Below are 12,565 nucleotides of genomic sequence, written 5' to 3' on the forward strand. Positions count from 1 at the left end.
CCGCATGGCGGCCCTGGCGATCGCCGCCGGGCTGATCGTCGGCGCCGCGCCGGCCCATGCCGAGGAGACCGAGTTCACCGGCGACGTGCTGCGCCTTGCCGAGGTGCTCGGTGCGCTGACCCATCTCGACGGGCTGTGCGGCGGCGGCGACGGGGCGGTGTGGCGGGCGAAGATGCAGGCGCTGATCGACGCGGAAACGCCGCAGCCGGAGACGCGGCGGCGCTATGTCGACGTGTTCAACCGCGCCAACCGCACCTATGCGGCGCTCTATCTCGGCTGCTCCGACCGCGCCCGCGCCGCGATCGACCGGCTGCTCGACGAGGGTGGCCGGGTGACGGGGCGGCTCGCGCACGAGTGACGCGGGCCGGCGCCGTGCCGGGCCACCGAACCTTATCCACAGGCGGGAAACCGGCGAAGCCGCGGTTAACGCCCTTTAACTTTTCCGCGTTAACGACGATTAACGATGCGGGTTGCGGCGCGGCATGCGCCTGCTAGGCTTGCCGGAATGGAACGGCCGAGGCCGTCAAGCCGGGGTGAATCGTCGATGGGCATGCTGAACGAGCCGCGTGATGCCGAAGCGGCCGAGACCGAACACGACCGCGTCAAGCGCTGTGCCATGGGGCACCTCGAGCGCGCGTTCGACGACGCGGATTCGGACGGCGTGCCGGCGGATGCCTTCGCGCATGTCGCCTTGTTCACGGCCCTGACCACGCTGGTCGACTGCTTCGGCGAGAACGCCGTCGCGACGATGATGGCGAAAATTCCCGAGAAGATCTCGTCCGGCGACTATACGCTCGACCGCACGCTGCAATAGGCCGCCGGCACGGCGGATCGAGCCGACCTGTGCCATCGCGGCCCAGCGTTGCGTCGTGGCCGGTTGTCGAATCGCCGCCGAACCGCTTTATGGGGGGTCATGCGCGAACGGTGCCGGCGCGACCGGCCGGAGATCGCCCGGAGCCAGCGATGACGCGTTTCGCCCTAGCCGTGATCTCGACGGCCCTCTGCCTCATCAGTGCCGCGCCGCTCGCCCGCGCCGCGACCGAGGTGCCGACCCAGCGCATCATCGGCCCCGGCCTCGATGTCGGCGCCGGCGACGCGGAGGGGCCGGCGCCCTTCCAGCTTCCCCCCGGCGTGACGCGCCCGAGCCAGGAGCCGCCGGCCGACGAGGCCGGCGACGACGCGCCCGACGTGCCGCCGCCGACGGTGTATTACGGCGATGCCGAGCTGCCGCCGGCGATCGCCAGCCTGCGCGCCGAGTTGATCGCGGCGGCAAAGAGCGGCGATCCGGAACAGCTGCGTCCGATCATCGAACGCCAGCCCGAGCATCCGGTGTTCGCCGACCAGGAAGCCGAGGACGTCATCGACACGCTGAAGGCGGAGTCCGGTGACGTCGAGGGCCGCGAGATCCTCGCCATCCTGCTCGACATCCTCGAGAGCGGCTGGGTGAAGATCGACGAGGGCACGCCGAACGAGACCTACATCTGGCCCTATTTCGCGCATTACCCGGCCGACAAGCTGACGCCGCCGCAGCTGGTCGAGGTGTTCCAGGTGATGACCGCCGGCGACTTCGCCGAGATCGAGGCGACCGGCGTCTACAGCTTCTACCGGGTCGAGATCGCCGCCGACGGCCGCTGGAAGCGGTTTTCGATGTCGGAGTGAGGTTCCGCCGCCGGGTCACGCCCGGCGGGGCAAGGCCTCGCCGAACAGCACCGGGCGGCCGGACGACGGGCCGACGAGCTCGCCCTCCCACATCACCTTGCGCCCGCGCACGATGGTGCCGACCGGCCAGCCGGTGACGGCGACGCCGTCGTAGGGCGTCCAGCCGGCCTTCGAGGCGATCCAGCCGTTGGTGATCGTCTCGCGGCGTTTCAGGTCCACCACCGTGAAGTCGGCGTCGTAGCCGGCGGCGATGCGGCCCTTGCCGGCGATGCCGAACAGCCGCGCCGGGCCGGCGCTGGTCATGTCGACGAAGCGGGCGAGGCTGAGCCGGCCGGCGGCGACGTGATCGAGCATCACCGGCACCAGCGTCTGCACGCCGGTCATGCCCGAGGGGCTGGCCGGATAGGGCTTCGCCTTTTCCTCCAGCGTATGCGGCGCGTGGTCGGAGCCGAGGATATCGGCGATGCCCTGCGCGACGCCGGCCCAGATGCCGTCGCGGTGGGCGGCGGAGCGCACCGGCGGGTTCATCTGCACCAGCGTGCCGAGGCGGTGGTAGGCCTCGTCGGTGAGCGTCAGGTGGTGCGGCGTCACCTCGCAGGAGGCGACGTCCTTGTGGGCTTTGAGAAATTCGATCTCGTCGGCGGTCGAGATGTGCAGCACGTGGATGCGGGCGCCGGTGGCGCGGGCGATGCGCACGAGGCGCTGGGTGCACAGCAGCGCCGCCTCGGCGTCGCGCCAGACCGGGTGCGACGCGGGATCGCCGACGACCTGCTCGCCCTTGCGTGCGCGCAGGCGGAACTCGTCTTCCGAATGGAACGCGGCGCGGCGGCGGGTCGCCGACAGGATCGCCGCGACGCCGTCGTCGTCCTCGACCAGCAGGTCGCCGGTGGACGAGCCCATGAACACCTTGATGCCGGCCGCCCCCGGCAGGCGCTCGAGCTCGGGGATATCGGCGACGTTGCCGCGGGTGCCGCCGACCCAGAAGGCGAAGTCGCAGTGCATGCGGTCGGTGCCTGCGGCGACCTTCGCCGCCAGCGTCTCGGCCGTGGTGGTGAGCGGCGAGGTGTTCGGCATCTCGAACACGGCGGTGACGCCGCCCATCACCGCGGCGCGCGACCCCGATTCGAGGTCTTCCTTGTGGGTGGCGCCCGGCTCGCGGAAATGCACCTGGGTGTCGATGACGCCCGGCAGCACGTGCAGCCCGGTGGCGTCGATCGTCTCGCCCGCTGACGCGGGATCGAAGCTGCCGATGCCGGCGATCTTGCCGTCCCTGACCGCAACGTCACGCACCGCCGCGCCGTCCTGGTTGACGACGGTGGCGTTGCGAATGAGCAGGTCGAAGGTCTCGGGCATCGGGCGGGTCCATCGGTTCGGGATGACCCCTTGCCTATACGACGGCAGGGCGCGGTGGGGAACCGGGGGTGATCGGTGAGAGGCTATCGTTGACCGCGGTCGAGGCGGATGCGGCAGCTTGAGCGGGACGGAGACGACACGGGACCGACTCCGTCCAATGATCTTTCCGTCGTCATTGCCGGGCTCGACCCGGCAACCCAATGGCCTTGGCTGCAGGGACCTGTCGTGCGGGATGACCGGCGTTTTCCAGTGAAGGCCCACACTTGGCGCGCGGCGAGTGGGTCGCCGGGTCAAGCCCGGCGATGACGACCGAGGGGGTGATCTGGCTGGCGAAGCCGGGTCGAGCAGGGCCCGCGCGGGCTGCCGCACCAGTTCGCCGCGCACCACCCATCCCCAGTCATTGCCGGGCTCGACCCGGCAACCCAATGGCCTTGGCTGCAGGGACCTGTCGTGCGAGATGACCGGCGTTTTCCAGTGAATGCCCTCACTTGGCGCGCGGCGAGTGGGTCGCCGGGTCAGGCCCGGTGATGACGACCGAGGGGGTGAGCTGCCTGGCGGAGCCGGGTCGAGCAGGGCCCGCGCGGGCTGCCGCACCAGTTCGCCGCGCACCACCCATCCCCAGTCATTACCGGGCTCGACCCGGCAACCCAATAGCCTTGGCTGCGGGGACCTGTCGTGCGGGATGACCCGCGTTTTCCAGTGAATGCCCTCACTTTGGCGCGCGGCGAGTGGGTCGCCGGGTCAAGCCCGGCGATGACGACGGAGAGGGTGGTGGATGTCGCGAGGACAGCGGTGAACCCACACGGCGACGTCGCCCCCCAACTCCCCGCCCCCCCAAAAAGCCCTCCCGCCTTGCCCCTCCCCGTCCGCAGGTCTACCTATCGCGCTTCGCAACTGCAGCGGAACGGTCCAGCCGATGGCGCTTCTCCTCGCCTATCCCGACGACCGGGCCCTCGTCGCCGTGACGGGTCCGGATGCCGGTGGCTTTCTCGACAATCTGGTGACGGTCGACATCGACGATGTGGTGCGCGGCGGCGCCGGCTTTGGCGCGCTGCTGACGCCGCAGGGTAAGATCATCGCGGATTTTGTCGTGGTGGCCGAGGCGGACGGGTTTCTGCTCGACCTGCCTGCCGCAACCAGGGCGGACATGCTGAAGCGCCTCGCGCTCTACAAGCTGCGCGCCAAGGTGACGATCGCCGATGTGTCGACGAGCCGTCATGTCGAGATCGCTTTCGACGCGGACGGCACGCCGGTAGCGGGCGACGGTGTCGCCGATCCGCGCCATGCCGGGCTCGGGCGGCGGCGCTATCCGGCGGGGGACGCCCCGGCGGGGGACGGCGCGGCGCTGGCGGCCTTCGAGGCGTTGCGCATCCGGCTCGGCGTGCCCGAGGGCGGGCGGGATTTCGTCTATGGTGACGCCTTCCCGCACGAGACCGCGATGGACCAGCTCGCCGGGGTCGATTTTGCCAAGGGCTGCTACGTCGGGCAGGAGGTGGTGAGCCGGATGCAGCACCGCGGCACCGCGCGCAAGCGGCCGGTGCGGATCAGCGCCGCGGCGGGCGAGCTGCCGGCGCCGGGCGCGCCGATCACGGCCGGCGGACGCGGGCTCGGCACGCTGGGCTCGGCCGCGGGCGGCGACGGGGTCGCGATCCTGCGGCTCGACCGCGCGTCGGCGGCGCTCGGCGGCGGCGAGACGATCCTCGCCGGGGAGACCCCCGTCACCCTCGCCCTGCCCGGCTGGGCCGGCTATGGCTGGCCGGAGCCGACGGGGGCCGCCGAGGGCGCGGCCGAGCTCGCAGGCGGGGCGGCGCCGGAGGCAGCGGGTGAGGCGTGAGCGAGGGCACGGCATGAGCGGGGGTCGGGCCATGAGCGGGGGGACGGTCTGATGGCGGGGCGCGGCGCGCATCGTGCCTGGCAGCGCATGCTGTCCGGGCGGCGGCTCGACCTGCTCGACCCCTCGCCGCTCGACGTCGAGATCGAGGACATCGCGCACGGGCTCGCCCGCGTTGCGCGCTGGAACGGCCAGACCGTGGGCGACCACGGCTTTTCCGTCGCGCAGCATTCGCTGCTCGTCGAGATGTTCGCGACGTGGCTGGCGCCGGCGCTCACGCCGGCGGAGCGGCTCTGCGTGCTGCTGCACGACGCCCCGGAATATGTGATCGGCGACATGATCTCGCCGTTCAAGGCGGTGATGGGCGGCGACTACAAGCTGGTCGAGCGGCGGTTGCAGATCGCGATCCACCTGCGCTTCGGCCTGCCGGCCACGGTGCCCGACGCGCTGTACCGGCTGATCAAGAAGGCCGACGGCATCGCCGCCTATTTCGAGGCGGTGGAACTCGCCGGCTTCGATCCGGCCGAGGCGCGGCGCTTCTTCGGCGAACCGCGCTTCGGCGAGCCGACGCCGGACGGACCGCGCATGGGCATCAACCCGCTGCCGGCAGTGGCCGCACAGGCGACGTTCCTGGAGCACTTCCGCAAGATCGAGGCCGAGCGCGCCGGCTGAGGCCGCGCTCGCCTCCGGCTTGGCGATCCGCCGGCCGGGGCCCTATGCTCGGCGGGCAAATGCCGACTCGGCCCCCTCCCCCGCAGCCTCCGGACCCATCATGCCCTCAGCCCTGATCGTCGGCGCCGGTGTCGTCGGCCTCGCCACCGCCTGGGAGCTCACCGGTCGCGGCTTCGACGTGACGCTCGTCGACAGCGGCCCGGTGCCGAACCCGGTCGCCTCGTCCTATGATCATCACCGCCTGATCCGCTCGTTCTATCCCGGCGAACCGGTCTACACCCGCCGCATCCGCGACGCCTATGCCGCGTGGGACCGGCTGTGGCGCGCCTGCGGCGAGACACTCTACGTCGAGACCGGCGTGATCGCCGCCTCGCGCCGGCCGGGCGACTGGACCGAGCGGGCGCGTGATATTCTCGATGCGGTCGGCGAGGACTATACGAGGCTGACGCCGGACGAGGCGGCCCGGGCGTTTCCGGTGTTCGAGTTCGGCGCCACCGACTACGTGCTGCACACGGAAAGCGGCGGCGCGCTGCTCGCCGGGCGCATCCTCGGCGCCTATGTGCGGCTGCTGCGCCAGGCGGGTGCCAGCTTCATCGGGCACACGCCGGTGACGGCGGTCGACCCGGAGCGCCGGCTCGTCACCACGGCCGACGGCCGGCGCCTCGGCGCCGATGTCGTCGTGGTTGCCCCCGGCGTCGGGGCGCCGGCGCTGTTCGAGGGGCATGTCGACACGAAACTGGTGCCGACGCGCTCGGTGCTGCTCTATGCCGAGCCACCAGCGCGGCTGGCGGACGCCTGGGCGACGACGCCGGCGTGGAGCGACTTCGGCGATCCGGACCTCGAGGTCTGGGGCATTCCGGCGGTCGCCGGCCTGCCGATCAAGTTCGGCCTCGGCGGCTGCGATCCGGACGGCGACCCGGAGATGACGCGGCGCTGGAGCGACGAGAACATCGCCGAGATCTGGGCGGCCTACCGCCCTCTCGTGAAGGATTTCGACGACTACCGCCTCGTCACCGGCCACGCCAACTTCTGGACGCTGGCGCCGGAGGAGCGCTTCGTCTTCCGCCGGATCGGCGACGTCTGCTTCGTCAGCGCCTGCTCCGGCCACGGCTTCAAGTTCGGCGCGCTCACTGGCGCAGACGTCGCCGCCTGCATCGCCGGCGAGCGGACGGCGGCGGCGACGGAGGCGTTGCTGGCCGGGCGGGAGGGGTGAGGCGGCGGGCCGGCGCGGAATGTCGCGGATGACGGGCGCCAGCCAATCTCCGCTCCAGACCTTCGCTTGCGCGCCGCAGCCTCTCGACCACCGCCCGAGCCGGATCCTCCGAGGCCCGCCCGCCGACCGCCGTCAGGAGGAGGCGGCGGCGACGCCCGACAGAGACGTGCCGGAGGCCGCGGCAGCCACGCGCGTCCGTTCGGGCCGTCTCGACACCGCCGGTGCCACGTCCTTGAGCCGGCGCCAAGTCGCGAGGGCCTGACCGACCACCTGATCCATGTTGTAGTAGCGATAGCTGGCGAGACGACCGACGAAACTGACGTCGGGTGTCTCTGCGGCCAGCGCGAGATAGCGATCGAGCAGCGCGCGGTTCTCGGGCCGCGGGATCGGATAGTAGGGGTCGCCGTCGGCCGAAGGATATTCGAAGACGACACTGGTCTGCGGGTGGGACTGTCCGGTCAGATACTTGAATTCGGACACCCGCGTGTAGGGCGTCGCCTCGTCCGGATGATTGACGGTTCCGGTCGGCAGCGCCCGCTCCTGATCCAGCGTCTCATGACGGAAGACCAGCGAGCGATAGGGCAGCCGGCCATGTCGGCGGCCGAAATACTCGTCGATCGGGCCGGTGTAGACGAGGTGGTCCCACAGCAGACTGTGCTGCACGTCCTTGAAGTCGGTCCCGGTCCGGACCTCGATGCCCGGATGGTCCAGCATGCGCTCGAACATGCGGGTGTAGCCCTCGGCCGGCATGGCCTGGAACGTGTCGGTGAAGTAGCGGTCGTCGTCACTGGTGCGGGTCGGCACCCGCGCCGTGACGGAGCGGTCGAGTTCGGAGGGGTCGAGGCCCCATTGCTTGCGCGTATAGCCGCGGAAGAACAGTTCGTAGAGCTCGCGGCCGACCGCCGAGACCACGACGTCCTCCGAGGTCTGCACCCGCGCGACCGGCTCGGCGCGGGTCGCGAGAAACGCCGCCGCCTCCTCGTTCGTCTTGAGGTCGAGACCATAGAGCCGGTTGAGCGTCGTGCGGTTGATCGGGATCGGGACGAGCATGCCGTTCACTTCGGCGAGGACGCGGTGCTCGTAGGGGCGCCATTCGGTGAACCGCGACAGATAGGCGAACACGTCGTCGGAGTTGGTGTGGAAGATGTGCGGCCCGTAGTCGTGCACGAGGATGCCGGCGGCGTCGTAGCGATCGTGGGCGTTGCCGGCGACATGCGGGCGGCGGTCGAGCACAAGCACGCGCTTGCCACCGTCCGACGCCATGCGCTCGGCCATGACGGCCCCGGCAAAGCCTGCGCCGACGACGACGGCATCCCAGCGCGGGGACGCCGACCGGCTGCGGGTCGGACGTGGACGGGCCGCTTCCAGCTTGTCCAGGGCGGCCCGAGAGATCAGGGCCCGCATCGCGCGCTGCGTCTCGCGCCACGAGGACGCGGCGATCAGCGCGTCGGCCGCGTCGCGCCAGGCGTGCGACGGCCCGCGCTTCAGGGCCAGCGCCGCGTCGCAGGCGTCCGCGAACGTCTCCGCGGACGCGATCCGGACGCCTTCGAGGTCGCCGTAGGTCCGCACCACGTCGGTGATCGCCGTCGACACGACGGGGCAGCCGCCGCTCAGATACTCCGGCGTCTTGGTCGGGCTGATGAAACGGGTCGACTCGTTGAGGGCGAACGGCATCAGCGCGACGTCCCAGCGCGCCAGCCACTTCGGCAGATCCTCGTAGGCCTGCCGGCCGGGGTAGCTGAGGTTGGGCCGGCGGGGCAGGTCGTCGGGCGAAACCTTGGCGATCGGTCCCACGATCTCGATGTCCCAGTCGGGGCGGTCACGGGCCAGGGTGTCGAGCAGGGCGAGGTCGAGCCGTTCGTCGATCACGCCGTAGAAGCCGAGGCGGGGTTTTCCCGTCGACCGGTCTCCGTCCAGCGATCGGGCGACCTGGAAATGCGCATGGTCGACCGCCGAGGGAAATGCATGGATCGCCGCGTGGAACTTGCGCTTGGCCTCGAACAGGCTGTGCCCGCCGGTGAACATCACATCGGCCGCGGCGATCAGTTCATGCTCGTAGATGCGCAGCTCGGGCGGCGCGAAGCGGAAGTTCGCGAGCTCGTCCATGCAGTCGTAGACGACGGCGGCGCATTTCCGCCCGCGGGTCGCCGGCCGGAACATCGGGCTGTAGTGCCAGAGCACCGGCCGCTTCAGCTCCGACTGGACGAGGATGTCGTCGACGAGGGCCCGCAGCGCCGCGTACCGCGCCGCGCCGTCGAGGCCCGCCGGCAGCAAGGGGGTCACGATCCGCACGCCGCTGTCCGGACAGGTGCGCCGCGACAGGGCGCTCTCGCCGGGGGCCTCGCCGGGCTCCTCGACGTAAATTACCGGCATCTCCTGCGCGAACAAGGTCATCAGATGCTGCGGTCGCTGGAAAACAAAGTCCCAGCGAAGATGTGAAAAGCATACGACCCCGTCGAAAATCATATCATCGCCCGCAGCGGGGGACGTATCAGCGATAACGGGAGTCGTCATTTGAGGTCCTCTCATCGTGTCGGAAAGACAACGCGGGTGGGAGGACTTGCGTTCCACGTCGGCAAATAGATCAATGGGCGACCAGCGCAGCCCGGTTCTGGGCGCGCGCTTCGACCGGCGAGCCGTGGTCTGCGGCGCCAAAGAGGAAGCGCTCCGGCCTTCGCCACCAGCCGGGAATCGCCGCGGCGGCGGGATAGGCCCCCGACGCCACCGCCCGCAGCAGCCCGGCGAGCGGCATCGGTTCCAGCCCGCCCGCGGTCGGCTCGAAGGCGCCGCGCTCGCGCAGGCCGCCCGGGGCGGTCAGCAGCGCGTTCCATCCCGTGCTGCCGACGAGGGCCCACGCCGTGACGGCAAGCACCTCGACACCGCGCTGCCGCGCGGCCAGCGCCTCCGACCAGCACTCCGCGAACCAGCGGACCTGTTCGTCCGGGCAGTCGCAGCCGAGATGGCATTCGGTGATGGCGATCGGCCGGCGGTAGCGGGACCACAGCGTGTCGAGGTGGCGGGCCCAGGTGTCCTCCCCGTCGATCACCCGGACCGCCTCGACGTCGGCATAGGCGATCCGTCCGTTGCCGCCGTGCATGTGTGCCGGATAGCGCGCGAGCCGGTGGTCGAGGAAGCGGTCCGAGGTGACGTAGTGGTTGAGGCCGATGACGTCGGGCGGACAGGGATCGGCGGCAATCGCCTCGAGGCGGCGATGAAAGCCCATGTCGCAAAGGTGCCGGTGCAGGGGGTGGCCGCGGACCACCATGCCGCAGAGCAAGTCCCAGCTGGCGAAACGGCGGATGTTGTCGTGGTCGGCCTGCGGCTGGCACGACGGGGTCGCGTAGGTCTGCCCGAAGTCTTCGGTCTGCACGAGGCGCGCGTGCGGAATGATCCGCCGGATCGCCCGCATCGACAGCCGCGTCGCGTCGACCTGGTTGAGCAGCAGGGTCCAGAATGCGGTCTCATCGCGGTGGTGCGGATACCAGTGGCCGTAGAGCCCGGAAAACCGCGCCGTGGTGAGCGGCTCATTGACCGGCGTCCAGTCCTCCACCCACGGATAACGCCGGGCGACCGCCTCGGCATAGGCGGCGAGGCCAGGGGCGAAGTCGGCCTCGGCGAGCCCCGTCCACGCCGGTCCCGAGCCGTGGTGGAGAAGGCCGACGATCGGGCGCAGGCCGCGCTGCGCCATCCGCGCCATCCAGAGGTCCGGCCAGGACCAGTCGAGCACGCCGCAGGCGTGCTCGGTCCGTTCCCACAGGATCGGCTGGCGCAGCGCGGATATGCCATGGTCGGCGAACTGATCGAGGTCATCCGGGCGGTCGTGATGCCCGCTCTCGCGGAGCTGGTCGAGCCAGAGCCCGCCGATCCGGTTGACGGTGGCCTCGACCCCGCCCCAAAGCGCGAGCGGTGGCATCGGACCGGCGCTGACCTTGGTCATCGAGTGGCCTGCTCGCCACGGGCGGGCGGCACACATCCGGTCGACCCTGGCGGCCAAGCATGGCAGGCGGCGGCGCAAGCGGCTGAAGAAACGGCTGACATGATCCGATGCCTCGCAGGTCAGGCACCGTCATGGCGCGTTGCGGAGGTAACGCGGGCGGCCGACGAAGGTTGCCTCGGGACGCCAAGGCATTTTCGGGCGGATGATGGACGACCCGGACGGTCCACCGTCCAGCCAAGCCCCGCGGTCCGATACGCCCCGGCAACCGGCGTGCCGGGTCCGGTCGAAGTGGCAGGCAAAGGCCTCCTCTGCCCGATCCATTCACGAACCGCATCGAACCCATGAAATTCATTCGCTGTGCCGGCGGACGGCGACGGATTATCGTCCTCGTCCCCGCCCGCGCGAGACCATCCCAATGCCCAATGCCACCGCCCGCCCGCTCAACATCCCGCTCGTGCTTTTTTGCGGCTGCCTGATCGCGGTGATGACCTTCGGGCCGCGCGCCACGATGGGGTTCTTCCTCACGCCGATGACGACGGCGAACGGCTGGAGCCGGGAGGTGTTCGCGCTGGCGATCGCGCTGCAGAACCTCGCGTGGGGCATCGGCCAGCCGATCGCCGGCATGCTCGCCGACCGCTACGGGACCTGGCGGGTGCTCGCGACGGGCACGCTGCTCTACGGCCTAGGCCTCGTGCTGATGGCCTACACGACCGACCCGGTGCTGCTGCAGTTCACCGGCGGCGTGCTGGTCGGGCTGGGAATCTCCGGATCGGCGATGTTCCTCGTGCTCGCCGCCTTCGCCCGGCTGCTGCCCGAACGGCTGCGGCCGATGAGCTACGGCTTCGGCACGGCGGCCGGGTCGCTGGGACAGTTGCTGTTCGCGCCGATCGGCATCTCGCTGCTCGATTCCTACGGCTACCAGATCGCGCTGGTGATCCTCGGCTTCTCGATCTGCCTCGTACCGCTGCTGGCGATCCCGCTGAAGGGCAAGCCGGAGCACGCGGCGGTGGCCGGGCGGCGCGACCAGTCGATCATGGAGGCACTGCGCGAGGCCTTCGGCCATCGCAGCTACCGCCTGTTGACGGCGGGCTTCTTCGTCTGCGGCTTTCACGTCGCGTTCGTGACGACGCACCTGCCGCCGTTCGTCGTCGATCGGGGGCTGGACCCGGTGTGGGGGGCGCTGGCGATCGGGTTGATCGGCGGCTTCAACATCATCGGCTCGCTGATGGCGGGCTGGTTGTCGAGCCGCTGGCCGAAGCGGTGGATCCTGTCGGGAATCTACTTCGGGCGCGCGCTGGTCTACGGCGGCTTCGCGCTGGCGCCGACGACGCCGACCACCGTGCTGATCTTCGCAGCGGCGGCCGGATTCCTGTGGCTGTCGACGGTGCCGCCGACGCAGGGGCTGGTCGTGGTGATGTTCGGCACGCGCTATGTCGCGACGCTGTTCGGCTTCGTATTCCTGTCGCACCAGATCGGCGCGTTCTTCGGCGTCTGGCTCGGCGGCAAGGCCTTCGACATGACGGGAAGCTACGACCTGATCTGGGGCCTCGGCGTGCTGCTGGCGCTGGCCGCCGGCATCGTGCACCTGCCGATCGTCGAGAAGTCCGTCGACCGGCCGCTGGTGGCGAAGGACGCCTGAGCGGCGTCCTTCAGCTCAGCGCAGGGCGAGGATGACGCGGATCGGCTGGCCGTCGGCGGTCGTCGCCGGGGCGACGGTGGCGACTTCGGCGCGGGCGTTGGTCGCGACCGGGTCGGTATCGGCGTTCGACGGCGTGAGACCCGCGATGATGCCGACGGCGAGCGCGGCCATGGCGAAGGCGGTGAGGAAGATCTTGCGACCGCCGGACAGGCAAAGTGCGGAATTCATGGTCGTCCCCGTTTTTCACTGGCCTTGTCGGCC

At 70.6% G+C, this 12,565-nt stretch carries 11 protein-coding genes; 7 read left to right on the forward strand and 4 right to left on the reverse strand.

Annotated elements, in window-relative coordinates; all coding sequences use genetic code 11:
- Positions 1-4 precede the first annotated feature (4 nt).
- The 3 genes from I5731_RS11815 (at position 5) to I5731_RS11825 (ending at position 1,659) form a co-directional block, all read left to right on the forward strand.
- On the forward strand, positions 5-358 hold the full coding sequence (locus I5731_RS11815) for a TIGR02301 family protein (protein ID WP_197311578.1): 354 nt from the start codon (positions 5-7) through the stop codon (positions 356-358).
- A gap of 186 nt (positions 359-544) precedes the next feature.
- Entirely contained in the window at positions 545-814 is a 270-nt protein-coding gene (locus tag I5731_RS11820) for a hypothetical protein (RefSeq protein WP_197311579.1), read from the forward strand.
- Between the two features lie 149 nt (positions 815-963).
- Positions 964-1,659 (forward strand): hypothetical protein, encoded by a 696-nt coding sequence (locus tag I5731_RS11825; protein ID WP_197311580.1) that lies wholly within the window; start codon positions 964-966, stop codon positions 1,657-1,659.
- A gap of 15 nt (positions 1,660-1,674) precedes the next feature.
- Here I5731_RS11825 and I5731_RS11830 read toward each other — a convergent pair whose 3' ends face one another.
- Positions 1,675-3,012 carry a dihydroorotase gene (locus I5731_RS11830; protein WP_197311581.1) on the reverse strand — a complete coding sequence of 446 codons (1,338 nt, stop codon included), beginning with the start codon at positions 3,010-3,012 and terminating at the stop codon, positions 1,675-1,677.
- Between the two features lie 916 nt (positions 3,013-3,928).
- Between I5731_RS11830 and ygfZ the strand changes: the two genes are divergently transcribed.
- From ygfZ to I5731_RS11845, 3 genes are all read left to right on the forward strand, one after another.
- Positions 3,929-4,846 carry a CAF17-like 4Fe-4S cluster assembly/insertion protein YgfZ gene (gene ygfZ, locus I5731_RS11835; protein WP_197311582.1) on the forward strand — a complete coding sequence of 306 codons (918 nt, stop codon included), beginning with the start codon at positions 3,929-3,931 and terminating at the stop codon, positions 4,844-4,846.
- A 51-nt stretch (positions 4,847-4,897) separates the two neighbouring features.
- A complete protein-coding gene (locus tag I5731_RS11840; protein ID WP_197311583.1) occupies positions 4,898-5,515 on the forward strand; it encodes an HD domain-containing protein in 618 nt (205 codons plus the stop codon).
- Between the two features lie 100 nt (positions 5,516-5,615).
- Positions 5,616-6,728: an NAD(P)/FAD-dependent oxidoreductase gene (locus I5731_RS11845; protein ID WP_197311584.1), complete on the forward strand. Its 1,113-nt coding sequence runs from the start codon at positions 5,616-5,618 to the stop codon at positions 6,726-6,728.
- 132 nt (positions 6,729-6,860) lie between these two features.
- Here the strand turns inward: I5731_RS11845 and glf are convergent, their stop codons facing one another.
- Complete coding sequence (gene glf, locus I5731_RS11850; RefSeq protein WP_197311585.1) at positions 6,861-9,122, reverse strand: UDP-galactopyranose mutase; 2,262 nt, start codon at positions 9,120-9,122, stop codon at positions 6,861-6,863.
- Positions 9,123-9,312: 190 nt separating this feature from the next.
- Complete coding sequence (locus I5731_RS11855) at positions 9,313-10,665, reverse strand: glycoside hydrolase family 1 protein (RefSeq protein ID WP_197311586.1); 1,353 nt, start codon at positions 10,663-10,665, stop codon at positions 9,313-9,315.
- 415 nt (positions 10,666-11,080) lie between these two features.
- On the opposite strand from I5731_RS11855, the gene I5731_RS11860 reads away from it, so the two are divergent.
- Positions 11,081-12,304 (forward strand): MFS transporter, encoded by a 1,224-nt coding sequence (locus I5731_RS11860; protein WP_197311587.1) that lies wholly within the window; start codon positions 11,081-11,083, stop codon positions 12,302-12,304.
- 15 nt (positions 12,305-12,319) lie between these two features.
- On the opposite strand, the gene I5731_RS11865 is transcribed toward I5731_RS11860, so the two are convergent.
- Entirely contained in the window at positions 12,320-12,532 is a 213-nt protein-coding gene (locus I5731_RS11865) for a hypothetical protein (protein ID WP_197311588.1), read from the reverse strand.
- Between the last annotated feature and the right edge of the window lie 33 nt (positions 12,533-12,565).

Source organism: Methylobrevis albus (assembly GCF_015904235.1).
GTDB classification, from domain to species: domain Bacteria; phylum Pseudomonadota; class Alphaproteobacteria; order Rhizobiales; family Pleomorphomonadaceae; genus Methylobrevis_A; species Methylobrevis_A albus.

Excerpts from the sequence above, each read along its gene's own strand:
- I5731_RS11815 (WP_197311578.1), top strand. The coding sequence starts at position 5 with ATGGCGGCCCTGGCGATCGCCGCCGGGCTGATCGTCGGCGCCGCGCCG.
- I5731_RS11855 (WP_197311586.1), bottom strand. The coding sequence starts at position 10,665 with ATGACCAAGGTCAGCGCCGGTCCGATGCCACCGCTCGCGCTTTGGGGC.
- ygfZ (WP_197311582.1), top strand. The coding sequence starts at position 3,929 with ATGGCGCTTCTCCTCGCCTATCCCGACGACCGGGCCCTCGTCGCCGTG.
- I5731_RS11820 (WP_197311579.1), top strand. The coding sequence starts at position 545 with ATGGGCATGCTGAACGAGCCGCGTGATGCCGAAGCGGCCGAGACCGAA.
- glf (WP_197311585.1), bottom strand. The coding sequence starts at position 9,122 with ATGACCTTGTTCGCGCAGGAGATGCCGGTAATTTACGTCGAGGAGCCC.
- I5731_RS11825 (WP_197311580.1), top strand. The coding sequence starts at position 964 with ATGACGCGTTTCGCCCTAGCCGTGATCTCGACGGCCCTCTGCCTCATC.
- I5731_RS11840 (WP_197311583.1), top strand. The coding sequence starts at position 4,898 with ATGGCGGGGCGCGGCGCGCATCGTGCCTGGCAGCGCATGCTGTCCGGG.
- I5731_RS11830 (WP_197311581.1), bottom strand. The coding sequence starts at position 3,012 with ATGCCCGAGACCTTCGACCTGCTCATTCGCAACGCCACCGTCGTCAAC.
- I5731_RS11860 (WP_197311587.1), top strand. The coding sequence starts at position 11,081 with ATGCCCAATGCCACCGCCCGCCCGCTCAACATCCCGCTCGTGCTTTTT.
- I5731_RS11865 (WP_197311588.1), bottom strand. The coding sequence starts at position 12,532 with ATGAATTCCGCACTTTGCCTGTCCGGCGGTCGCAAGATCTTCCTCACC.
- I5731_RS11845 (WP_197311584.1), top strand. The coding sequence starts at position 5,616 with ATGCCCTCAGCCCTGATCGTCGGCGCCGGTGTCGTCGGCCTCGCCACC.